This is a genomic window from Rhodococcus sp. 11-3, from assembly GCF_023704055.1.
In the GTDB taxonomy this organism is placed as follows: Bacteria; Actinomycetota; Actinomycetes; order Mycobacteriales; family Mycobacteriaceae; genus Rhodococcus; species Rhodococcus aetherivorans.
This window is the reverse complement of the sequence record NZ_CP080406.1, coordinates 517824-539024: the sequence shown is the minus strand read 5'-3', so window position 1 is coordinate 539024 and position 21201 is coordinate 517824. Positions and strand designations below refer to the sequence as shown.

Here is a 21201-nt window from a genome sequence, read left to right as displayed (position 1 = left end):
CAGATCCCAATGCCTGGAGGATGACCATGGAGTTCAAGAGAGTGGCCCGTTCCGGGCAGGTGCCGGAGGGCATCGTCCGCCGCTTCTACGCCGGCGACTACGAGTTCGCGATCTCGCGGCTGGACGGGAAGGCCTACGCGACATCCAACTACTGCTCACACCTGGACTGCCTGCTCTCGTCCGGCAAGCTCGTGCAGGATGGAATCGGATGCTCTTGCCACGGAAGCGCTTTCGATCTCGCAACCGGTGAACCCATCTGCCCTCCCGCCACGGAGCCGATCAAGACCTATCCCGTCGAGGAGCGCGGCGGCGAGATCTTCGTCGGCATCGATCCCGCCGAGCCGCCGGAGGGTCCGCGCCGGCGCCGGCTCCGGCAGGCATGACAGCGCGGCGAGTCCGTCCGGCGACGCTGTCGACCGGCGGCATGGTGTCCTCGAGCCACCCGCTGGCCGGCCAGGCCGGGGCGCGGGTGCTCGCCGACGGCGGCAACGCGGTCGACGCCGCGCTGGCGATGGCCGCGACCACGTGGCTGACCCTGCCCGGCCAGTGTGGCCTCGGCGGGGACGCATTCGCCGTGGTGCGGGAACCGGACGGCACAGTCTGGACGGTCGGGGGGAGCGGTTACGGCCCCGACGGCGGCACACCGGACTTCTACCGGGACCGCGGGCTGGCCGCGATCCCGCTGGACGGCGCCCTCGCGGTGGCCGTGCCGGGCGCTCCGGCCGCGCTCGCGGCGCTGCACCGGCGCGGCGCCACCCGCAGCCTTGCCGAGCTGTGGGAACCGGCCGCGCGCCTCGCCGAGCACGGGTTGCCCTGCTCGGCCAAGACCCGCGACGACGTGCGGTCGGCGCTGGACGCCGTCCGCAGCGATCCCGGGCTGGCCTCCGTGTACGTCGACGGCGGTCTCGTACCGCTCGTCGGTGACCGGCTGCCGCAACCCGACCTGGCGCGCACCATCCGTGAACTCGCGCACGACCCGGCGTCGTTCTACACCGGGTCGCTCGCCGAGCGGTGCGTCGCCGCGCTGCGCGACGCGGGCGCCCCGTTCTCGGGAGACGAATGGGTCGCAACCGGGACGGTGACGCCGGAGCAGGCGCTGTCCGGCCGGTACGCCGGCGCGGTGATCCATCAGACCCCACTGCCGACCCCCGGGTGGATGGTGTTGCACCAGGCGGCGCTGTGCGACGGCGTCGTCGGGTCCTCCCCGCTCCTGAGCGCGGCGGCGATCGACCGCATGGCCCGGGCCGCGCGGACGGCGTTCGAGGACCGGCTGCGCTGGTGCAGCGCCGACAACGACGGTGCCGCGCGCATCCTCGATCCCGGCCACATCCGCGCCGGCCGCGACCGGCTGTCGGCGACCGCGCCTGCCGGAGCGTTCACGGTGGCCGGCGGAGACACCACCTCGCTGGTGACGGTCGACCGGGACGGACGCGCGGTGAGCTTCATCCATTCGCTGGCGTTCACCTTCGGGGCCAAGTTCACCGTGCCCGGCACGGGGATCGTCCTGAACAACCGGCTGGGGCGGGGCGCGTATCTGATCGACGGGCATCCGAACGAGGTGCGGCCCCGCCGCAAGCCGCTGCACACCCTCAATGCCTGGATCGTCACGGACGAGGCGGGAGCGCTGCTCCACGTCGGCAACACCCCCGGCGGGGACGGGCAGGTGCAATGGAACATGCAGCTGCTCTCGCACCTCCTCGACCACGGGCTCGATCCGCAGGAGGCGGTGTCGGCACCCCGGTTCACGGTGTTCCCCGGCTCCGACGCGAACGTGCTCGGCGACCCCGCCGAGCTGCGCATCGAGGCCGACGTCCCGCCCGAGGTCCGCACCGCCCTGTCCGAGATGGGGCACGACGTGCGCACCCTCGAACCGCTCGGCGCCGAGGGCAGCGCCCAGATCATCTCTCTCGATCCCCGCGGCGTGCTCAGCGGCGGCAGCGATCCCCGTCAGGAAGGAGTGGCTCTCGGTGTCGAATGAACAGGCGATCGGCCGGGCAGCGATCGGCGCGCAGCCGCCGCGGCCGCGCGGCCGCTACGTACCCGCGGTGCTGTCCGGCTCGACCGTCCACACGGCGGGGATGACCCCGCGCCGTGACGGCCGGCTGACCGTCACCGGCCGCGTCGGCGGCGACGTGGACCCGGCCGTCGCCCGGGAGGCGGCGGGCCTCGCGGCCGGCAACGCCCTGGCCGCGGTCCGTTCGGTGCTGCCGCCGGGTGCGATGTTCCGGTGCGTCGAGATGGTGGTGTACATCGCGTGTGCCGACGGCTTCACCGAGCTCTCGGCGGTCGCCGACGGCGCATCGGAGGTCGTCGAACGCGCGCTGGGCCCGGCGTCACTGCCCGCCCGCAGCGCGATCGGGGTCTATCTGCTTCCCGGCAACGCGCCGGTCGAGGTGGCCGTCACCGCGCACGTCGCTGACGGACCCGGCGCGCACTGACGACCGCGGATCAGACCAGGGCCGGCCCGATCACGGCCAGCGCGACGAGTGCGATCAGCGCGGACAGGCCCGCTATGGTCGCGCCTCCGACCGGCGACTCGACGTCTCCGAACAACGGTTCGTCCTCGTCCCAACACCACCGCGGCATCACTCCATGGAAGCGGTTCGCCCCCGCATGCGCAACGGGGCGAGACCGATTCGGTCGAATTGCGGGAAGTTCCACGAAGTTTGCCGGGATCAGGCCGGACGAACCGGGGCGACGATGTCCGCCGCGAGGGTGAGCAGCATGAAGGCCCCACCGACGACGACGAACGCGTACGTCACCGGCAGCAGCTTCACGAAGTTGACCGGCGCTCCGCCGGGCCGGCCCAGCCGGGCGCGCACCCGGTTCCGCAGACCCTCGTAGATCGCCACGGCCATGTGCCCGCCGTCGAGAGGGAGCAGCGGCAGCAGGTTGAACAGGCCGACGAAGAGGTTCAGGCTCACCAGCAGTAGCACGAACGACTCCCAGGCGCCCCGCTCGACGGCCCGGCCCCCGAGCGATCCGGCCCCCACCACGCTGATCGGGGTGTCCGCGTCGCGTTCGCCGCCGGTCACCGACCGCCACAGCGACGCCGCCTTCGTCGGCATGTCCACCACCGTGCGCGCCGTGAGCGCGGCGAGGTCGCCGGTGAATGCGAGGGCGGCGGGCACCGCGGTCACCACGTCGTACCGCACGGGACCGGCGGGCGGGCGCGCGGATACTCCGATCGCACCGACGGCCGTCGAGCGCTCGTCCCCCGTCCGAGGGTCGACCACCCATCGCTGCACCTGCTCGGTCGCGACGAGCAGCACCAGCCGGCGGCCGTGCCGTTCGATCGTCAGTTCGACGACTCCTGCGCTGTCCCAGATCTTTCCGACCAGGTCGCCGAACCGGGTGACGCCCTCGCCGTCGACGGCGAGGATCGCGTCGCCGGGGAGTATCCCCGCGGCCCCGGCCGGTCCCGGGCCGTCGCACGCGGCGAGGCCGTATCCCGGGCCGGGCCGCTGCGACGACGGGACGCATCCGACGGACTCGACGACCACCTTCGGATGCAGCTCCGGCAGCCCCCACCCGACGGCGAGCACGAGGACGAGGACCCCGGCGAGCAGGAAGTTCATGCCGATGCCGCCGGACATCACGACCAGCCGCTTCCAGGTCTTCTGCCGATACAGGGCGCGATCGTACTCGTCGGGGGTCAGTTCGTCGAGCGCGGTCGTGCCGGCGATCTCGCAGAACCCGCCCACCGGGATCAGTCCCAGCCCGTAGTCGGTCTCACCGCGCCGGACGGAGAAGAGCATCGGGCCACGCCCGAGGGAGAAGCGACGCACCTTCATCCCGAGACGCCGCGCCGCCCACAGGTGGCCCGCCTCGTGCAGGGCGACGGACACCGCGACCCCCAGCGCGAAGAGCACGACGCCCAGCGCGAACGTCACGGGTGATACGTCGCGTGCTCGCGGATGTACCCGGTGACGTTGCCCTCCGGGTCGCAGATCATGTCGCCCTCGAGGCACTCGGTGGTGACCGGGATGTGCCGCAACTCGCCCGCCGGCTGGGGCAGCGTGATGCCGGGGACGAGCGGGCCGGCGTACTGCGCGGGCCGGCCCTGCGCCGGGTCGGCGATCAGGTGCACCCGCACCCGGTCCTGCAGGTCGGTGCCGTCGTCGTGCACGGGCGCCGCCGCGTCGATCTCCATCGCGACCCTGCGCACGACGATCGCTCCCTGCGAGTAGCCGTACAGCTCGTAGCGCGTGCGCGGCCCGCAGGCGGCCTCGGTCCGGCCGATCTCCGCCCAGAGATTCTGCACGCCGATCTGCACCGACTGGTCCATGAACGTGTCCCAGCCGAACACCCCGGCGACCATGCCCGCCGGATACCGCACGTGCCGCACCGCGAAGTCGGGGCTGTTGCGGTACTGATCCGTGTAGGAGTTGAGCGGGCTCTCGGGATCGATCGAATCCGGCGTTTCGGGGCCCTTCGTGCCGTCGACGGCGAGCACCACGGTCGGCGCACAGTACGAGGCCGGGGACGGGTCGGCATGGGCGATCGAGACGGCACCGAGCATCGAGCCGATGGTCAGCGCGCCGACGATCGCGACCCGGACAGCGGAAAGGATCATCGAAACCGTCCTTCAGCCATGGGATCCACCCCAACGATTCCCGACCGCGTTCATAAGTAAGCACAGTGATCGTGAAGTCCGCAAATCGAACACGCGGATGCGGTGCAACTCGGGGGCCTAGCGGACGACATCGGCCAGATCCACGAAACCGTAACCCCGCGTCCGCAGACCGTCGATGATCGCCGGCAGCGCATCGGCGTCCAGGGTCGTGCCGTCGTCGGGGTTCGCGCCCACGTGCATCAGAACGATCTGGCCGGGCGCGGCCGCGGCGAGGACCCGCTCGGTCACCGCCGCGGCGTCGAGACCACCGCTCGTGCCTTTCCAGCCGAGCGAATCCACGGTCCAGCGCACGGGCACGTAGCCGGCACCGTTGACGACGCGGATGTCGGCGTCGGTGCGAGCACCGAAGGGAAACCGGAACAACGGCACGGCCGGGCGACCCGTCAGTGCCGTGATGGCGTTCTCGGCCGCCGCGAGGTCGGCCCTGATCTGCTCGTCGGTCAGATCCGGATAGGAGGGGTGGGTGTTGCTGTGGTTTCCCACCGCGTGCCCGGCGGCGGCGACGGCGCGGACCCGGTCCGGATACGTCCGCGCGAAATCACCGGTGACGAAGAACGTCGCCGGGACGGCGTAGCGGGCGAGCGTGGCGAGAATGCGGGAGACCGCGGTGTCGGAGGCTCCACCGTCGAAGGTCAACGCCACCACCTTCTCCTCGGTGGGAATCCGTTCGAGGTCGATGCCGCGCAGGGCGGCAGGTACACCGGCCGGAGGCACCGGCGTCGGCTCCGGACCGGACGGCGGAACGGGGACGGTCGCGGAGGGCCCCGGAGCCGGGGACGGGGGCCCGGGCGGCGTGGTCGCCGGTTCCGACGTCGGACTGCTCGTCGCGGTGGCTTCGGGCGGCTCGTCGGGCGGGCCGGAACCACAGGCCGTCACGACCAGGATCGACGCCGCGACGACGAGCGATCCGCGCCGGAACCGGATGTTCATGTGGACAGTGTGCCGCTCCACCTCGGCCGCGCCGCTGCGGTCGCCGGGTCCATCCCCCGCCGGGTGCGGTGGAACACGACGCTCACGGCAAGGAGGACCTCCGCGGCCGCGACCGCCAGCGCGGCCGCCATGAGAGGGGGAATCGAGGCGCCCGCCGCTGCACCGGCGACCGGAGGCACAGCGTGCCCGTGGTGGCCGCCCGCGGCCCGGTCCGGGCTCATGGTGGTCAGGTGCACCATGATCATCGCGACGTTCATGACGGTGACCAGGATCCAGTCCCGCTGGTCTCCGCGCATCCACAGGTGACGGGCGCAGTAGAGGCATCCGGCGACCATGACGAGGGTCAGGGCCGCCGACCCGGGCGACGGGGTGTGCTCCGCGAGCGAGCCGGCGTGCAGGACGGCCGCCGACACGGCGAGGGCGGCGGCCGCCCGGCCGCACCACGTGGTGGTGGTGCGGCGGGCGGCTTCCGGAACCGTGGTGGACATGCCCGTCAGTCCGTGCAGCAGTGCTTCGACGTGCCGGCCGGAACGTCGAGGGCCGGGTTCCGGTCGAAGAACCCGACCGGCTTCAGCGTGAACCCGGCGTAGTCGACGGGCATCACGGGCCAGTCCTCCGGGCGCGGGAAGTGGGTGAGCCCGAAGGTGTGCCACAGCACCAGGTCCTCGCCCTCGATGTTCCGGTTGCCGGCGACGAATGTCGGCAGTCCCGCCTGTCCCGGATGCTGGTTGACGAAGTCACCGGCCGGATAACGCTGCGCCGGGTCGTACCGCGTGACCCACAGATGCTTGGTGGCGAACGCGGCGCGGGCGGCGATGGAACTCGACGGATCCGCCAGCAGCACGGGCTGACCTTCCGGGTGCAGTGCGTATCCGACGTTCCGCCCGAGCCGGTTCTGCTTGGTCGGGTTGGTGATGTGCCAGACCCTGGCCTTGGTATTGTCGGCCAGCCTCTGCCCGTCGGCCTCCGTGGTGAGGGTGGTCTTGCGGCAGCGGAACGCGTTACCCCACGGGTTGTCCGGTCCCATCGGTTCGGGCACGGCGTCGACCTCCTCGACCGTGTTGACGTTGCCGTCGACCGCCATGTCCAGGCGGGCGGAGAAGAGGTGCTGGTGGAACGGCGCACCGAGCCCGGGCGCCATCTCGGTGGCGAACCCGTCCTCGCCGCGGTAGGCGGAGGTGAAGACGATGCCGGTGGCCTTGGCTTCGAGTTCGATGGTGCCGTCCAGGTAGAGGTACCAGTAGAAGCCGTAGTCGTAGTTGCCGATGGTGAGGAAGAAGGAGATCACGAGCCGGCGCGACCGGCGGGTCTCGGTCATGCCGTTGAACATGTCCGTGTGCTTCCAGAGGACGCCGTAGTCCTCCTCGTGGAGGCAGATCGCGTTCTTCATCACCCGCGGGTCGCCCTTCTCGTCGGCGATGGTGACGTCGAAGTACCGGATCTCACCGAGGCAGTCGCACCCGAGTTCCAGCGAGTTGGTGTAGCGGCCGAACAGGTATTCGCCCTGGTCGAAGTAGTTCTGCCAGTACCGCACCGGCGACGGGTCGGCGTAGGGCACGACCATCTCGGCAATGGATGCGCGGTAGATCACCGGCCGCTGCACGCCGTCGTCGGAGAACGACAACTGGTGCAGGGTCAGGCCCTCGCGTACGTCGAACCCGAACCGGAACGTCCAGTCCGCCCAGGTGATCCGATTGCCCTCGACCGAGAAGCTGGGCCCCTCGGGTTGGATGATCTCGATCGGCTTGAGGTCGGTGCGGGCCGGCCTCGCGTGCGGAGCGGCGTCCCATTCGCCGCGTTCGGCCGGCACGGGAAGGGTGATCTCGTCGACGACCTTCACCACGCGCTGCTCGGTGAGGTCGACGTAGGCGACCACCCCGTCGATCGGATGTGCCCAGGGCAGGTCGGCCTCGTCCTCCTGGTGGAACGCGAGCACGCGGACGATCCGGTGCCCCACCTCGTCCTCGTGCCCGAACACCCCGGCCGACAGCGGAACCGCGCGCACCTTCTCCGGATCGATGCCGCGCGCAGCCATCGCCGCAATCCAGTCGAAGCTGGACAGGAGGAACGATTCGATGTCCTCGAACTCCTCGTCGAGGATCGGGACATGCCCTTCGGTGGCGGCGTCGACGGCGACGGTGCTGAGGATCCTGCGTTCGGTGACGGACACGACGTGATCGGAGCCCGCCCCGGTCGCACGGTCGAGGAGAAGGACGCGGGCACGGCGCTCGATGTGCTCCCCCGGCCTGAACGCCAGGACCGTCGACTTGTGCGGTTCCTCGAGCCCGACGTAGACGAACCGGACGTGCTCGGTTACCAGCCCCGCCGCCGATACCGTTTCCTTGACTGCGGTGATCTCGTCGGCGGTCAGAGGGGTGAGCGGGTGGTCCGGTGCGGGCGTCGATGCCGCTTCGGTGAACTTCGTGGTGGCAGTGCTCATCGGGCGATCTCCTTGTCGATCTCGGTTTCGGTCGTGGCGGCGGGCGCGACGCCGCCGGAATGGTGGTGATGTCGTGCAGCGTCGGGGCGGAGAACGGCCACGGCCGTTCCGCCCGCGAACGCCCCGGCGAGAAGCACGCCGACGACGGCGGCGAGGGTGCCGGATCCGCCCACGAGCAGCGGCAGGTTCGCGATCGTCATCGCGAGCAGAGCGCTCAGCCCCGCGAGACCCAGCACCGGCGCGATCAGCGTGGGCCACGGCCGGGTGTCGGCCCGGGATCGCCGGAAGAAGACGAGGACGGCGATCGACGTCAGCGCCATCAGGGCGAGCACGCCGACGGACGCGACGCCGGCGAACCAGGCGAAGACCTCGGTGACGGGATCGAGTCCGCCGACGGCCGAGGCCACGACGAGAACCAGGGCCGAGACCGTCTGCACGATCGAGGCCACGTAGGGCGAGGCATGGCGTACGTGCGAGCGGCCGCATCGCGCCGGCAGTGCCGCGCTGTTGCCGAGCGAGAAGATGTAGCGCGAGAGCACGTTGTGGAAGGACAGCAGGGCCGCGAAGAGACTGGTGACGAGGAGCACCTGCACGACATCCCCCGCCGCCGCTCCCACGTAGCGGGTCGCGGTCTCGACGATCATGCCCTCGGGGTTCTCGGTGGCCAGGACGACGGCGCCCTCGTCGCCCCACGCGCTGACCAGCGCCCAGCTCGACAGCGCATAGAAGCCACCGATGACCACCAGGGCGAGATAGGTGGCCCGCGGAATGGTCCGGGCCGGATCGCGCACCTCGTCACGGAAGACCGCGGTCGCCTCGAAGCCGATGTAGCCGGCGACAGCGAAGATCAGGGCGATTCCCGGTGCGCCCGAGAAGAACTCGGAGGGGCGTAGCGCGGCGGTGGAAAGACCCTCCGCTCCGCCACGGGCGATCACCGCTGCATCGATCACCAGCACGATGCCGACCTCGCAGAGCAGCAGGACCCCGAGGACCTTTCCGGACAGGTCGATGTGGCGGTAGCCGAGAATCGCGACCGCCGCCAGAACGATCAGAGCCCAGAGATACCAGGGCAACTCGGGACCGCCGTGCGAGGTCACGAAGTCGCCGAGGGCCGCGCCGAGGTATCCGTAGACGGCACCCTGCACCGCCGTGTAGGACAGCAGCGCCAGGAAGGCGGAACCCAGTCCGACGTGCCGGCCGAGTCCGTGGGTGACGAAGGTGTAGAACGCCCCCGCCCCGGGCACGTGCTTCGCCATCGCGGTGAAGCCGACGGCGAAGAAGAGCAGGACCACCGTGCAGACGATGTACGAAGCGGGGTACGCGGCCCCGTTTCCGGCGGAGATACCGAGTGGGACCGTGCCGGCGATCACGGTCAGCGGGGCCGCGGCCGCGACCACCATGAAGACGACGGCGCCGGGGCCGAGGCTGCCGGACAACCGGTGGGTGGGGGGTTCGTGTGCGCGAGCGTTGAGGGTCATCGGTGCTTCGACTTTCGGGAGAGGGAGTGCGCCGGCGATGTCGGTGCCGACCGCCGGAAGAAGCGTGCGCCCGGACGTTGTCGGTGCGGTCACCGCGGCGTCACGGTTCGTCGACGGCAAACGAGAAGGGCGGGGGGCCGGGTTCTCGTTCGGCCCGGCAGGGGTACGGACGGCGGTGCCCACACAGTGCCGGGCACCGCCCGACCGGTCACAGTGCGATGTTGACCGACTTGGTCTGGGTGTACTCCGCCAGGGCCCCCTCACCGAGTTCCCGCCCCCAGCCCGACTGCTTGTATCCCCCGAAGGGCAGTGCGGTGTCGAACGCGTTGTGGCAGTTGATCCAGACCGTGCCCGCCTTGATCTCGGCGGCGACCTCGTGGGCCCGGGAGACGTCCCGCGTCCAGACGCTCGCCGCGAGCCCGTAGGGGGTGTCGTTGGCGGCGGCACGAACTCCCTCCTCCCGGTTGAAGGGCACCGCGACGGCGACCGGGCCGAAGATCTCCTCCCGGTACACACCGAAGTCGCTGCGCACGTCGACGAGGAGCGTCGGCTCGACGTAGAAGCCACTGTCGCCGTGGCGCTTTCCTCCGGTCAGGGCACGAGCCCCGTCCTCGAGGCCGGCGCGGAGGTAACCGGTCACCTTGCCGAGTTGCTCCTCGGAGATCAGCGGGCCGATATCGCTGGCGGGATCGAGTCCTGGACCGATCTTCTGCGACCGGGCGAATTCCGCTACGCCCTGGGTGAATTCGTCGAAGATGCGATCCTCCACCAGCAACCGCGTCCCGGCGGTGCACGCCTGACCGTGGTTGAACAGGAATCCGCCGGCGACACCGGGGATCGCGGCCTCGAGGTCGGCGTCCGCGAAGACGACCTGGGGGCTCTTGCCGCCGAGTTCGAGCGAGACCTTCTTCAGGTTCCCGGCGGCGGCGCCCACGATCTTCTTGCCGACCTCGGTCGAGCCGGTGAAGGCGACCTTGTCGACGTCGTGATGGGCCGACAGGGCCGCACCCGCGTCCCCGAAGCCCGTGACCACGTTGACGACGCCGTCGGGCACCCCGGCCTCGGCGGCGACCTCGGCGAGCAGCAGGGCGGTGAGCGGGGTCTGCTCCGCAGGCTTGAGCACCAGCGTGTTCGCGCACGCCAGCGCAGGGGCGAGCTTGAAGGCGGCCATCACCAGCGGAAAGTTCCACGGCACGATCTGGGCGCACACCCCCACCGGCTCGCGGCTGGTGAACGCGTGGAAACGTGCGCCCGGAGCCCACGGAACCGACACCGGGACGGTGCGGCCCTCGATCTTGGTCGCCCAACCGGCGTAGTAGAAGAAGATCTCGGCCGCCCAGGTGACGTCGACCGCCTTCGCGACGACCACCGACTTGCCGTTGTCCAGGGACTCGAGCTGGGCGAACTGGTCCGCCCGGGCCAGGATGCCCTCGCCGATCCGCCACAGGATGCGCTGGCGCTCGGCCGGGGTCAGGCGCCGCCACGGCCCCTCCTCGAACGCCCGGCGGGCAGCGGCGACGGCCCGGTCGACGTCCTCGGCGCCGCCGTGCGGCACCGTGGTCAGCACCTGCCCGGTGGCGGGGTCGACCGTGTCGAACCGCCGGCCCGAGGCCGACTCGACCCACCGGCCGCCGATCAGCATCTGCTTCGGCGACGAGAGGAAGTCGACCACCTCCGGAAGCAGGCCGGTGGCGGATTGCGCAACTGCAGTCATGATGTCTCCGACTCGTGAGAGATAGCGAAAAAGACTCGGGTACAGTCGTTTCGACGCAGAACCGCCGGTATCCGTCGCTGTGACCCGAACCCACGATAACCACACGATGTGGCGGGAGTCACCCCCGATTCCGGATGGAAATTGCGCGGTGTCCGATTCTCATTCGACTGCGGCCCAGACCGTTTCCCGATTCTCGTTCGACTTCTCGACCGCAGCCCAGGTGACGGCCGCACGAGCACCGCCGGCCCCGCCCGATCGGGCGCCGGACGGCCCGTCGTTCTCATTCGAGTGACCGAAAATTGATGTGCGATCGGTGCAGCGCACTGCGTGCCTGCGCTACCGTGCACCCCACGGGATCGTCCGGCGGCAGACGCTCGACGTCCCCTGGCGAGTGTGGAAGCAGGTGCAAGGTGTCCGGTACACCACAGATCCGAAGTAGTTCGCCGGTGGCCGGCCTCGAGCGCGGACGCCTCACGTTCTTCGAGGTGCTCGCACAGTCCGTCTCGGCCGTCGCCCCGTCCGCGGTGATGGTCACCCTGCCGGCTCTCGTCATCCCCGAAGCCGGGCGGGCGGCGATCCCGGTGTTCGTCGCGGCGGCCGTCCTGATGGCTGCCGTCGGATACTGCATCGGGCAGTTCGCCACCCGCATGGTCGCGGTCAGCGGCTTGTACAGCTACACGGTGAAGGGTCTCGGCCCCCGCCTCGGCTTCGCCGGGGGATGGTCGCTGCTGATCGGCTACGCGGCCGCCGCCATGGCCAGCACGGTGGGGGCAGCGAGCTATCTGGCGTCGCTGCTCGAACGGATCGGGTTGCCGGCCGGAGCGGCGACGAGTGCAGTGCTCGTCGGCGTCGTCGGCGCCGTCGCGCTGCTGCTGATGGTCCGCGGCGTCCAGCTCTCCGCCCGCATCATGCTGGGCGTCGAGGCGTTCGCCATCGTCGCCGCATCGGTCGTCCTGGTGATCGCGTTCGCCGTGTCCGTCCGGGACGGCGACCCGCCCTCGGCGCCGACCGGAACCGGTTCGGAATCCGCGATCGGCTTCGCGCTCCTGCTGGCGATCACCTCGTTCGTCGGCTTCGAGAGCGCCGGAACGGTGGCACGTGAAGCCCACAGCCCGCTGATCAGCGTGCCCCGCGCGATCAGGTGGACGCCGGTCGTGCTCGCGGCGCTCTACGTGTTCGCCGCGACGATGCAGCTGCCGGAGTCCGCAAGGGAAGGAGTCGGTTCGCTCCGGATCGTGCTCACCCTCCCGGACACCGCCGGGAGCGGCTCGGCGGTGCTGTCGGTCCTGATGGAACTCGGAATCACCGCGTCGTGGTTCGCGTGCGTCATGGGCTCCACCACCGCGCTGTCGCGCACCCTGTTCGCGATGGGCCGCGAGGGCGTCGCCCCGGCGGTCGTCGGCCGTGCCCACGCCCGGTTCCACACGCCGCACGTCGCCCTGGCCGTCGCGATGCCTGTCGTCGTTGTCGTGCCCGTCGTCTTTCTGGCGGCGACCGGCTCGAACCGCGACGTCCTGATCGGGCTGCTGGCCCTCTCGGCGCACGGGTACGTCCTCGCCTACATCCTCCTCTGCGTCGCTACGCCCGCGTTCCTGCGGCGGATCGGTGAGCTGACCCGTCTGCCGCTGGTCATCGGCGCGCTCACCGCCACGTGCCTGGTGGCGCTGATCGTGTGGGCGGCTGCGTCGGGGATCTACGTGGCGGGCGCAATGACCGCCGTGTACGCGGTCCTGATGCTCCTCGGAGGCGCGCTGCTCGCGGTCCGGGTGCGGCGCGCCCCGGACGTCGCGGACCGGATAGGCGTCTACGACGAGACCGTCGCCGCCGATCTGCTCGGCCGGCACCGCCCCTGGCAGGTGCGGCGGTGAGCCCCGTGGACGGAACCCTGTCGGGGCGGCAGCCGAAAGCGGTGATCAGCGCCCTGCGTGTCCTCGAGGAAGTCGCCCGGGCCGGGGCCGGGGTCACCGCCAAGGACATCGCCGCACACCTCTCCCTGCCGCCGGCGACCACCTATCGGCTCCTGAACCTGCTCGCCGGAGAAGGCTACGTCGTCCGGCTACCCGATCTGTCCGGCTTCGCACTCGGGCGCAAGATCGGCATACTGGTCGACGCGGCCGTCGTCCCCACCGTCTGCACAGCCGCACGTAACCTTCTCACCGAACTTCGGCTGACCGTCCGCTTCGGCGTCCACCTGTTCTACTACACCGACACGGCGCTCCGCCTTGCCGACGCCGACCCCGAATATCCACCCCGCGCCGACGAGGCCCTCCTCAATCGGCACCTCCAGGCGAGCGCCGTCGGCAAGCTGCTGCTCGCCGAGAAGATCGACCTCGACACCGTCCTCCCCCGGTGGGAACCCCATGCCCTCACCGGCCGCACGATCGTCGTGCGCAGCGACCTGCTCCGTCACCTCGGGGAGATCCGCGACCGGGGCTTCGCCACCCAGTTCGGCGAACTGCGCGACGACTCCGCGTGCCTCGCCGTTCCCGTCCGCTCCGCCACCGGCACCCTCGTCGCGGGCCTGGTCCTGTCCGGCAGCATCGACCATCAGCACCTGCTGCTGCGCCACCTCGACTCACTCCGAGAGCACGCGCAGCAACTCGTGCCCCTGCTGACCTGAACGGGACGTCCATATCGGGGTCCCTCCGCCGGCCCGGAGCGGGCTGCTACGTGGGCTGCGCCCACGGATCCCGATTCGACACCAGACCGAGCCGGACCGCGCGCACCACCGCACCGACCCGGTTGGGGGCCTTCAATTTGCGCAGCAGATGCTCCACATGAGTGTTGACCGTGCTGCGCGACAGCTGCATTCGCTGCGCGATCTCGCGGTTGGACAGGCCGGCGATCACCAGTTCGAGAACTTCGTGTTCTCGTGGGGTGAGGGCCACCTCTTCCTGCCGCGTGAGCGTGTCCACCGACCAGGCGGCGTACTCCCGGGCATCGCTCAGCGTCGTCTTGACCCCGTGGGGGACCGAATCGCGCGCCACGCTGACGTGCAGAGCCCCCACCGCCACGCCGGTGGGGGACGTCAGAACGACGGAGGTGCCTTCGGAGAATCCGGCAGGGACGAACACTTCGCGCACCGAGTAGGTCTGACGATACGACGGGATGTCCCGCCAGGTCAGTATCGCGGAGGGCTCGGCCCGAACCGCCTGCATGCCCGGATCCTTGTCGACGAAATCGGTGACGAGGTAGTCCAGGGTCCGGTCGTCGTAGCCACGGCTGGCCACCACCGCGTGCCGACCGCCCGCCACGCGTGTCACGGCAGCCGCCGCGCAGTCGAGCTGATCGGTCATGTACCGGGTGAGTCCGGCCATGCGGTCGACGGCGTTCTCTCCCAGCAACACCGAGACCAGTCCACTGAACACGGGTACGACCATTGCTCGACGATAGTCGAACCCCGTGTCCAGTGGAGTCGAATCCTGTTACCGGGCAGATATATTCCCTCTCGTGTGCCCGTTTCCCCGCCCGGTCACAGTTCCGGGATGCGGTCCGCCCAGGGGCGAGCGCGTTCGAAATTCGCCGCTGCGCGCAGTACCGCAGCGTCGGCGTGGAGCCGTCCCGCGATCTGCAGTCCGACCGGACGTCCGTCCGACGTGAATCCGGCAGGGACGGTGACGGCCGGGGTCGTCAGCATGTTGTACGGATAGGTCATCAGCCAGCCGAGCAGTTGGGAGCGCAGAGACGCGCCCGCCAGCCGGCCGGGAGCGAACTGTCCCAGCGGATGGGCCGCTTCACACAGCGTGGGCGAGACCAGCAGGTCGTAGTCCTGCATGAACGACGAGAACGTATCCCACATCCGGCCACGGAACAGGTCCGCCCGCCCGACATCGACACCTGTGAGACGCTCTCCTTCACGCATCAATTCGACGAGATTATCGTCGACCTGGCCCTGCCACTCGTCCCAGTCGATCATGTCGTGTTCGGCCGCGAAACCGGGAACCCAGATGCCGTGCCACATCGCTTCTTCCGGGTCTCCCCAGCCGGGCGTCGCCTCCTCGACCCGGGCACCGAGGTCCTCGAACGCCCGAACGGCCTGCGCGCAGATCGCCGCCACCTCCGGATCGACCTCTGCGAAGCCGAGATCCGGTGACCACGCGATGCGCCACCCGGCGATGTCCTTCTTCGTCTCGGCGACGTAGTCGGTGTCCGAGGCCGGCAGACTGAGCGGATCGGATTCGTCGGGTCCGGCGACGACACCGAGCATGAGGGCATTGTCTTCGACCGTGCGGGTGATCGGACCGTGGTAGGCCCAATGGTAGAAGCGACCACCCAGAATGGTCTGCGGCACCCGCCCGGTCGAGGGCTTGAGCCCGACCACGCCACAGAGCGACGCAGGAATGCGCACCGACCCCGCCCCGTCGCTGCCTTCGGCCAGCGGGCCGAGACCGGCCGCGACGGCGGCGGCGGCTCCGCCGCTGGAACCTCCCGCGCTGTATCCGCGCTTCCACGGATTGTGGGTAGGACCGAACAGGTGGTTGTCCGTGCCGCCGTAGTACCCGCTCTCCGGTGTGTTGGTCTTGCCCAGGTAGAGACCGCCTGCGGCCTTCAGCCGCCGAACGATCACCGCGTCGTGCTCGGCGATGTTGTCCTTCATCGGCACCATGCCGAACGTCAGGGGCCGGCCCGCCACGGCCGTCAGATCCTTGATCGTGAACGGCACTCCGTGCAGAGGTCCGACGGACTCGCCGCCGACCAGTTTCGCATCCAGTGCGCGCGCGTCCGCCAGGACCTGTTCGCGATCGAAGTCGACGATCGCGTTGATCGCCGGGTTGACGTTGTCCACGCGCCGCACGAAGTGCGCCGCGACTTCGCTCGCGCTGATCTGTCCTCGGCGAACGTCGGTCGCGAGTTCGGCTGCACTGAGCCAGGAAAGGGTATCGGTCATGGTTGTCTCCGTGAATCGCGGGGTTCCGGTTGAGGTGGCTCGACCATAGGAACCCGGCGATCACGCCGACAATCGGTCAACTTACCGATCTTTCGTGCTCACTCGCTGATCTTCTTCGCGCCCAGGATGTCCTGCAGCAACTCGATCGCCACGTCCTCCGGTTCGCGCCGCGTCGACGGGTCGCCCGGGGTGGCGGCCTCGGCGAACATCTCTTCCTCGTCCTCGGGGGTGACGTCGGCGGGGCTGATCCGCGGCGGCTCGTAGTCCGGCTCGGGACCGGGGTCGTCCGGGTAGTCCGGCGCCTCGGGCGGCGGGATGTCGTCGACCTCGGGACGCGACGGAACCGGGGGCGCGCCGGGGGACGTCACGCGCGTTTGCGGGGCGGGCTGGGCCTGCCGGGCCTGGCTGGGCCGGGAGAACCGAGGCTGACCGGAAGGGCGCGACCCCGCCTGCGCCGGGGCCGGTTTCGCGGCGGTGGGGGGTGTCGCAGCGCCCTGCACGCAGGTCACCTCGAAGTCCACCCCGAACACCGCCCGCAGGGCGTCGGCGATCACCGCGGCGTTGCGCGGTTCGACGAGCCTCTTGACCAGGGGGGCCGAATCGTGACCGAGCACGATGCGGCCCGCTTCGACGCTGCGGACCGTGGCGCCGGACAGCATGACCTCGACGGTGCGGCTGCGCTCGCGGACCTTGGTACGGACCTCGGACCATACCGCGCGGACGGCGGCGGCGTCGGGCCCGGCGGCGGGGGCGGGCGCCGGCTCCGGCTGGGGTCGCGGTGCGGGTCGCGGTGCGGGCGGCTCGTGTTCCTGCACGACGGGGCGCGGTGCAGGCTCCGGTTCCTGCACGACGGGGCGTGGTGCAGGCTCCGGTTCGCGCGCCGGTGGGGCGGGCGTCGGCGGTGGGGCGGGCGCCGGCGGTGGCACGGGCGCCGGCGCCGCGGCGGCCGGTCGTGACTCCGCCGGTGGAACGGGGGCCGGCTCGGCCGCAGGCTCGGGGACGGGCGCGACCGAGGACGGTGCGGCTCGTCGCTGCGAGGGTCGCTGGAAACGGGCGGCCGGCTCTTCGGGGGCGATCGGCGGCGTGGGCGCGGCCGGCGCCGGAGCGACGGCCCGCGGGGCGGCGCCCTGCGGGGCCGCGATCCCGCTTTCGAGACGCTCGAGGCGTTGCAGCACAGCCGATTCCGAACCCGAAGCGGCGGGCAGCAGCATCCGCGCGCACATCACCTCGAGGAGCAGGCGCGGGGCCGTGGCACCGCGCATCTCTCCCAGACCGGAGTGCACGATCTCCGCGTACCGGGTCAGGGTGGCGGGACCGATCCGGTCGGCTTCCTCCCGCATCCGCTCCAGCACGTCGCCCGGGGCGTCGACGAGACCGCGATCGGCGGCGTCGGGCACCGATCGCATCAGGATGAGATCTCGGAGCCGCTCGAGCAGGTCGACCGCGAACCGTCGCGGGTCGTGGCCGGCATCCATCACCTTCTCGACGGTCCCGAACAGACCCGCACCGTCGCCGGCGGCGAGGGCGTCCACGGCCTCGTCGATGAGGGCGACGTCGGTGACGCCGAGCAGCGAGAGTGCACGGCTGTAGGTCACGCCCTCCTCGCCGGCGCCGGCGAGGAGCTGGTCCATCACCGACAGCGAGTCGCGCGGCGAACCGCCGCCCGCACGGATCACCAGCGGGTAGACGGCGTCCTCGACCGGCACGTTCTCCTGCGTGCAGATCTTCTCGAGCAGCCCGCGCATGACGGGGGGCGGCAGCAACCGGAACGGGTAGTGGTGGGTGCGCGAGCGGATCGTCGGCAGCACCTTCTCCGGTTCGGTGGTGGCGAACACGAAGATCAGGTGCTCCGGCGGCTCCTCGACGATCTTGAGCAGAGCGTTGAAGCCCTGCGTGGTGACCATGTGGGCCTCGTCGACGATGAAGATGCGGTACCGCGACTCGGCCGGCGCGTAGAAGGCGCGGTCGCGTAGTTCGCGGGTGTCGTCGACGCCGCCGTGGCTGGCGGCGTCGAGCTCGATGACGTCGAGGTTGCCGCCACCGCCGGGGCCGAGCGCCACGCAGGACCGGCACGTCCCGCACGGGGCCGACGTGGGGCCCTCCGCGCAGTTCAGGGAGCGGGCCAGGATCCGGGCCGAGGAGGTCTTGCCACAGCCGCGCGGGCCCGAGAACAGATACGCGTGATTGATGCGACCTGCGTCGAGGGCGATGCTCAGGGGCTCGGTGACGTGCTCCTGACCCACCACCTCGGCAAAGGTCGCCGGTCGGTACTTACGGTAGAGGGCCACGCGCCGAGACTACCGGCGCCGACCGACACCCCGGTCGCGTGGTTGCGGCGGAGTGATGCGGGTATCCGGGGCCATGACCGAAACACGACCGTTGGCCCTGGTGACCGGAGCGTCGAGCGGCATCGGCCTGGAACTCGCCCGACTGTTCGGCCGGGACGGATACGACCTCATCCTGGTGGCCCGCTCCGATGCCCTCGACGACGCCACCCGCGCTCTCGCCGCCACCGGCGCCGCCGTGATTCCGGTGCGCGCCGACCTCCGGACGGCGACGGGCGTGGAGGAGGTGTGCACCGCCGTGACGGCGACCGGCCGGCCGCTGGCCGCCGCTGCGCTCAACGCCGGCACCGGGCAGGGTGGCCTGTTCGTGGACACCGGCCTCGACGACCAGCTCGAGGTGGTGGACGTCAATGTGCGCTCGACCGTGCATCTGGCCAAGTACGTCCTCGACGGCATGGCCGGGCGCGGCACCGGGCGCGTGCTGATCACGTCGTCGGTGGTCTCGGAGATGCCCGGCCCGTACCAGGTCGTCTACAACGCCTCCAAGTCGTTCCTGCAGTCGTTCTCCGAGGGGCTGCACGAGGAGCTGCGCGGGACCGGGGTCACCGTCACCGCGCTGATGCCCGGAGCGACCGACACCCCGTTCTTCCGCAAGGCCGGGATGGCGGACGCGCCGATCGCCCGCGGCCCCAAGGACGACCCTGCGAAGGTCGCCCGCAAGGGCTACGAGGCGATGCTGAAGGGCAAACGGAAGGTGGTGGCCAGCTCCCCCATGTCCAAGGCGATGGCGGCGGCGTCGACGGTGACACCGGATTCGGTGAAGGCCTTCCTCCACCGCTTCATGGCCGCGCCGGCGTCCGCGCCTCGCTGACCGAGGCAGGTGCCTCAGAGGTTGGGCAGCGCCCAGCTGAGGAACACCACGCCCGCGAGGATGCCGAAGATGCCGGTGAGCATGCCGACGAGAGCGTCGAGGGACTTCTCCTCGTCGGTGAACACGGCGGGCCGGCGGGTGGCGGCGATGCCGGTCCCGATGGCCGCCGCACCGAGCAGAATCCCGAAGCCGAACGTCCAGAAGGTCACGATCGACAGGGCGCCGAGCATCAGCGCCAGATCGGCCCCCTTCTCCTCGACCGCCTCACGCAGCGTCGACAGCGCGGGTAGGTCGAGGCGGGAACGGTGCGGTCCGGAGCGGAAGGGAGTCTGCAGGACGGACATGGTCTTTCGGATCCTCGTCGGCGATGGCGGAACGGTGCGCAGCATCCGGTGGCGGGGTCGTACGGAACCTTCTGCAGGACAAGAATTCCGGGATGGGTGAACGGTCCGGCGACCACCGCTCGATGCGACCGGGAACAGATACGGGACACGGCATCTACTCCTGGATCAACCTCACTCGTCGGCCCGGCTGCTACGCAGCACAGATTAGCACTCACCGAGCCTGAGTGCTAACTCGGCGGTGTCGCGCGGTTCGCGTGCGCAGCCGATCCGGCTCCGCGCCAGTACAGTTCCTCCATGGGATCGGGGAGCACGGCAAAGGCGTGGGCGGTGGGTCTCTCGATCGTCGCCGCGGCGACGATCGGCACGGCCGGCACCGCCGCCGCCGATCCGGATCCGGGCGCGCGGGTCACCACCGACGGCACGGCGCTGCGGCTCGACGGGCAGCCCTGGTGGCCGACCGGCTTCAACGCCTACCAGCTGGGCACGAACTGGGCGGTGAACTGGGGCTGCGGCGCCATGGTCGATCTGGATGCGTACTTCGGCGCGCTGCCATCGCATTCGCTCACCCGCTTCAACGCCTTCCAGGCCCTGGCCGTCGACCGGTTCACCGGCGAACTCGACTTCGGCCCGCTCGACGCCGTGTTCGCCGCGGCGGAGGCCCACGGTCAACTCGTGATCCCGGTCCTTGCCGCCCAGGACGGCGCGTGCGAGGACGAGGCGTTCAAGGACCGGCAGTGGTATGTCGACGGATGGACGGAGCCGGTCGATCACGAGCGTGCCGTGCTGAGTTTCCGGGACTGGGTGACGACGGCGGTGACGCGGTGGAAGGACTCCCCGGCGCTGGCTGCATGGGAACTCGTCGGCGAACCCGAGACCAGCATGTGCACCGACGCGGCGTGCTCGTGGTGGCTGCGGCAGTGCCCGCCGGACGCGGCCGCCGTCCTGCGCGGGTTCTTCGACACGGCGGGGGCGCAGGTCCGCGCGATCGATCCCCGCACCCTGATCACCGCGGGGCTCACCGGCGGCGGGCAGTGCGGCACGCAGGGCGACGAGTACGCGCTGGTCGGGTCGTCCCCCTTCGTGGACGTCGTCCAGTACCACGACTACGGCGCCGACGGGATCCCGTTGCCCGGCGACCAGTGGAACGGCCTGGCGCGCCGCATCGCCCAGGCCCAGCAGATCGACAAGCCGCTGCTGGTGGCCGAGATCGGCGAGCCGGCGGGCTGGTGCGGGGCCACGGCCGACCGCGCCGAGCACATCGCGACGAAAATCGAGGGACAGAAGACGGCCGGCACCGCCGGGGCGCTCCTCTGGGCCTTCGTCCCCGATCCCCGGCCGGACTCCTGCACCTACGACATCGGACCAGACGACGAATTGTGGTACGTGATCGAGGAATTCGGAACCTCGGGCGCATCCGTCGGGCCCATCCCGAACACCGGATAGCCGGGGCCCGCGCGCGGCGAGACCACCCGTCCGGTCGGACGGCCGGCCTGGATCGCCCACCGGTTCCGGCACAGTGGTTTGGTATCTCCCCGGTCCGGGTACAGGAGGGCGATCACGGCCCGGCGTCGCCCTCACCGGCACCCGCCGGAAGGTGACACGAAGAAGACATCGC

General features: G+C 70.6%; 19 protein-coding genes. 7 read left to right on the top strand and 12 right to left on the bottom strand.

Features of this window, described 5'->3' with window-relative positions:
• Window positions 1-26 precede the first annotated feature (26 nt).
• The 3 genes from KZJ41_RS02405 to KZJ41_RS02395 are packed head-to-tail and all read left to right on the top strand — an operon-like array spanning window position 27 to window position 2438.
• Window positions 27-383 (top strand): non-heme iron oxygenase ferredoxin subunit, encoded by a 357-nt coding sequence (locus KZJ41_RS02405; RefSeq protein ID WP_102800412.1) that lies wholly within the window; start codon window positions 27-29, stop codon window positions 381-383.
• Window positions 380-1978 carry a gamma-glutamyltransferase family protein gene (locus tag KZJ41_RS02400; RefSeq protein WP_251550070.1) on the top strand — a complete coding sequence of 533 codons (1599 nt, stop codon included), beginning with the start codon at window positions 380-382 and terminating at the stop codon, window positions 1976-1978. The genes KZJ41_RS02405 and KZJ41_RS02400 overlap by 4 nt, the downstream gene beginning before the upstream one ends.
• Window positions 1968-2438 (top strand): RidA family protein, encoded by a 471-nt coding sequence (locus tag KZJ41_RS02395; protein ID WP_102799483.1) that lies wholly within the window; start codon window positions 1968-1970, stop codon window positions 2436-2438. The genes KZJ41_RS02400 and KZJ41_RS02395 overlap by 11 nt, the downstream gene beginning before the upstream one ends.
• A gap of 10 nt (window positions 2439-2448) precedes the next feature.
• Here the strand turns inward: KZJ41_RS02395 and KZJ41_RS02390 are convergent, their stop codons facing one another.
• The 8 genes from KZJ41_RS02390 to KZJ41_RS02355 form a co-directional block, all read right to left on the bottom strand.
• Window positions 2449-2586, bottom strand: a complete 138-nt coding sequence (locus KZJ41_RS02390; protein ID WP_006943148.1) for a hypothetical protein — start codon at window positions 2584-2586, stop codon at window positions 2449-2451.
• A gap of 89 nt (window positions 2587-2675) precedes the next feature.
• Window positions 2676-3893, bottom strand: coding sequence for an RIP metalloprotease (locus KZJ41_RS02385; protein WP_102799484.1), 1218 nt, complete (start codon window positions 3891-3893; stop codon window positions 2676-2678).
• Window positions 3890-4576: a cutinase family protein gene (locus KZJ41_RS02380; protein ID WP_006943145.1), complete on the bottom strand. Its 687-nt coding sequence runs from the start codon at window positions 4574-4576 to the stop codon at window positions 3890-3892. The genes KZJ41_RS02385 and KZJ41_RS02380 overlap by 4 nt, the downstream gene beginning before the upstream one ends.
• 117 nt (window positions 4577-4693) lie before the next feature.
• Window positions 4694-5566 (bottom strand): polysaccharide deacetylase family protein, encoded by an 873-nt coding sequence (locus tag KZJ41_RS02375; RefSeq protein ID WP_006943143.1) that lies wholly within the window; start codon window positions 5564-5566, stop codon window positions 4694-4696.
• Window positions 5563-6054, bottom strand: coding sequence for a hypothetical protein (locus KZJ41_RS02370; protein ID WP_006943141.1), 492 nt, complete (start codon window positions 6052-6054; stop codon window positions 5563-5565). The genes KZJ41_RS02375 and KZJ41_RS02370 overlap by 4 nt, the downstream gene beginning before the upstream one ends.
• Before the next feature lie 5 nt (window positions 6055-6059).
• The gene (locus KZJ41_RS02365; RefSeq protein ID WP_102799485.1) at window positions 6060-8006 is read right to left on the bottom strand and encodes a primary-amine oxidase; all 1947 of its coding nucleotides are present in this window, start codon (window positions 8004-8006) and stop codon (window positions 6060-6062) included.
• Window positions 8003-9484, bottom strand: a complete 1482-nt coding sequence (locus KZJ41_RS02360) for an APC family permease (protein WP_161997231.1) — start codon at window positions 9482-9484, stop codon at window positions 8003-8005. The genes KZJ41_RS02365 and KZJ41_RS02360 overlap by 4 nt, the downstream gene beginning before the upstream one ends.
• 208 nt (window positions 9485-9692) lie before the next feature.
• Window positions 9693-11198 carry an aldehyde dehydrogenase family protein gene (locus KZJ41_RS02355; RefSeq protein ID WP_006943134.1) on the bottom strand — a complete coding sequence of 502 codons (1506 nt, stop codon included), beginning with the start codon at window positions 11196-11198 and terminating at the stop codon, window positions 9693-9695.
• Window positions 11199-11644: 446 nt separating this feature from the next.
• On the opposite strand from KZJ41_RS02355, the gene KZJ41_RS02350 reads away from it, so the two are divergent.
• Both KZJ41_RS02350 and KZJ41_RS02345 read left to right on the top strand, forming a co-directional pair.
• Entirely contained in the window at window positions 11645-13066 is a 1422-nt protein-coding gene (locus tag KZJ41_RS02350; protein WP_044476308.1) for an APC family permease, read from the top strand.
• Window positions 13063-13818 (top strand): IclR family transcriptional regulator, encoded by a 756-nt coding sequence (locus KZJ41_RS02345; protein WP_050034460.1) that lies wholly within the window; start codon window positions 13063-13065, stop codon window positions 13816-13818. The genes KZJ41_RS02350 and KZJ41_RS02345 overlap by 4 nt, the downstream gene beginning before the upstream one ends.
• Window positions 13819-13864: 46 nt before the next feature.
• Here KZJ41_RS02345 and KZJ41_RS02340 read toward each other — a convergent pair whose 3' ends face one another.
• The 3 genes from KZJ41_RS02340 to KZJ41_RS02330 all read right to left on the bottom strand — a co-directional run bounded on the left by KZJ41_RS02340 (window position 13865) and on the right by KZJ41_RS02330 (window position 18374).
• On the bottom strand, window positions 13865-14578 hold the full coding sequence (locus tag KZJ41_RS02340; protein ID WP_006943128.1) for a response regulator transcription factor: 714 nt from the start codon (window positions 14576-14578) through the stop codon (window positions 13865-13867).
• Window positions 14579-14670: 92 nt separating this feature from the next.
• Complete coding sequence (locus tag KZJ41_RS02335) at window positions 14671-16086, bottom strand: amidase (RefSeq protein ID WP_185713977.1); 1416 nt, start codon at window positions 16084-16086, stop codon at window positions 14671-14673.
• A gap of 98 nt (window positions 16087-16184) precedes the next feature.
• Entirely contained in the window at window positions 16185-18374 is a 2190-nt protein-coding gene (locus tag KZJ41_RS02330; RefSeq protein ID WP_251550068.1) for a DNA polymerase III subunit gamma and tau, read from the bottom strand.
• A gap of 73 nt (window positions 18375-18447) precedes the next feature.
• On the opposite strand from KZJ41_RS02330, the gene KZJ41_RS02325 reads away from it, so the two are divergent.
• Window positions 18448-19242 (top strand): SDR family oxidoreductase, encoded by a 795-nt coding sequence (locus tag KZJ41_RS02325; RefSeq protein ID WP_044476307.1) that lies wholly within the window; start codon window positions 18448-18450, stop codon window positions 19240-19242.
• 14 nt (window positions 19243-19256) lie between these two features.
• On the opposite strand, the gene KZJ41_RS02320 is transcribed toward KZJ41_RS02325, so the two are convergent.
• A complete protein-coding gene (locus KZJ41_RS02320; protein ID WP_006943121.1) occupies window positions 19257-19586 on the bottom strand; it encodes a hypothetical protein in 330 nt (109 codons plus the stop codon).
• Window positions 19587-19880: 294 nt separating this feature from the next.
• Between KZJ41_RS02320 and KZJ41_RS02315 the strand changes: the two genes are divergently transcribed.
• The gene (locus KZJ41_RS02315) at window positions 19881-21029 is read left to right on the top strand and encodes a beta-mannosidase (RefSeq protein ID WP_044476306.1); all 1149 of its coding nucleotides are present in this window, start codon (window positions 19881-19883) and stop codon (window positions 21027-21029) included.
• Window positions 21030-21201 lie beyond the last annotated feature (172 nt).

Excerpts from the sequence above, each read along its gene's own strand:
- KZJ41_RS02370 (WP_006943141.1), bottom strand. The coding sequence starts at position 6,054 with ATGTCCACCACGGTTCCGGAAGCCGCCCGCCGCACCACCACCACGTGG.
- KZJ41_RS02320 (WP_006943121.1), bottom strand. The coding sequence starts at position 19,586 with ATGTCCGTCCTGCAGACTCCCTTCCGCTCCGGACCGCACCGTTCCCGC.
- KZJ41_RS02405 (WP_102800412.1), top strand. The coding sequence starts at position 27 with ATGGAGTTCAAGAGAGTGGCCCGTTCCGGGCAGGTGCCGGAGGGCATC.
- KZJ41_RS02360 (WP_161997231.1), bottom strand. The coding sequence starts at position 9,484 with ATGACCCTCAACGCTCGCGCACACGAACCCCCCACCCACCGGTTGTCC.
- KZJ41_RS02380 (WP_006943145.1), bottom strand. The coding sequence starts at position 4,576 with ATGATCCTTTCCGCTGTCCGGGTCGCGATCGTCGGCGCGCTGACCATC.
- KZJ41_RS02400 (WP_251550070.1), top strand. The coding sequence starts at position 380 with ATGACAGCGCGGCGAGTCCGTCCGGCGACGCTGTCGACCGGCGGCATG.
- KZJ41_RS02315 (WP_044476306.1), top strand. The coding sequence starts at position 19,881 with ATGGGATCGGGGAGCACGGCAAAGGCGTGGGCGGTGGGTCTCTCGATC.
- KZJ41_RS02335 (WP_185713977.1), bottom strand. The coding sequence starts at position 16,086 with ATGACCGATACCCTTTCCTGGCTCAGTGCAGCCGAACTCGCGACCGAC.
- KZJ41_RS02390 (WP_006943148.1), bottom strand. The coding sequence starts at position 2,586 with ATGCCGCGGTGGTGTTGGGACGAGGACGAACCGTTGTTCGGAGACGTC.
- KZJ41_RS02375 (WP_006943143.1), bottom strand. The coding sequence starts at position 5,566 with ATGAACATCCGGTTCCGGCGCGGATCGCTCGTCGTCGCGGCGTCGATC.
- KZJ41_RS02340 (WP_006943128.1), bottom strand. The coding sequence starts at position 14,578 with ATGGTCGTACCCGTGTTCAGTGGACTGGTCTCGGTGTTGCTGGGAGAG.
- KZJ41_RS02355 (WP_006943134.1), bottom strand. The coding sequence starts at position 11,198 with ATGACTGCAGTTGCGCAATCCGCCACCGGCCTGCTTCCGGAGGTGGTC.
- KZJ41_RS02365 (WP_102799485.1), bottom strand. The coding sequence starts at position 8,006 with ATGAGCACTGCCACCACGAAGTTCACCGAAGCGGCATCGACGCCCGCA.
- KZJ41_RS02325 (WP_044476307.1), top strand. The coding sequence starts at position 18,448 with ATGACCGAAACACGACCGTTGGCCCTGGTGACCGGAGCGTCGAGCGGC.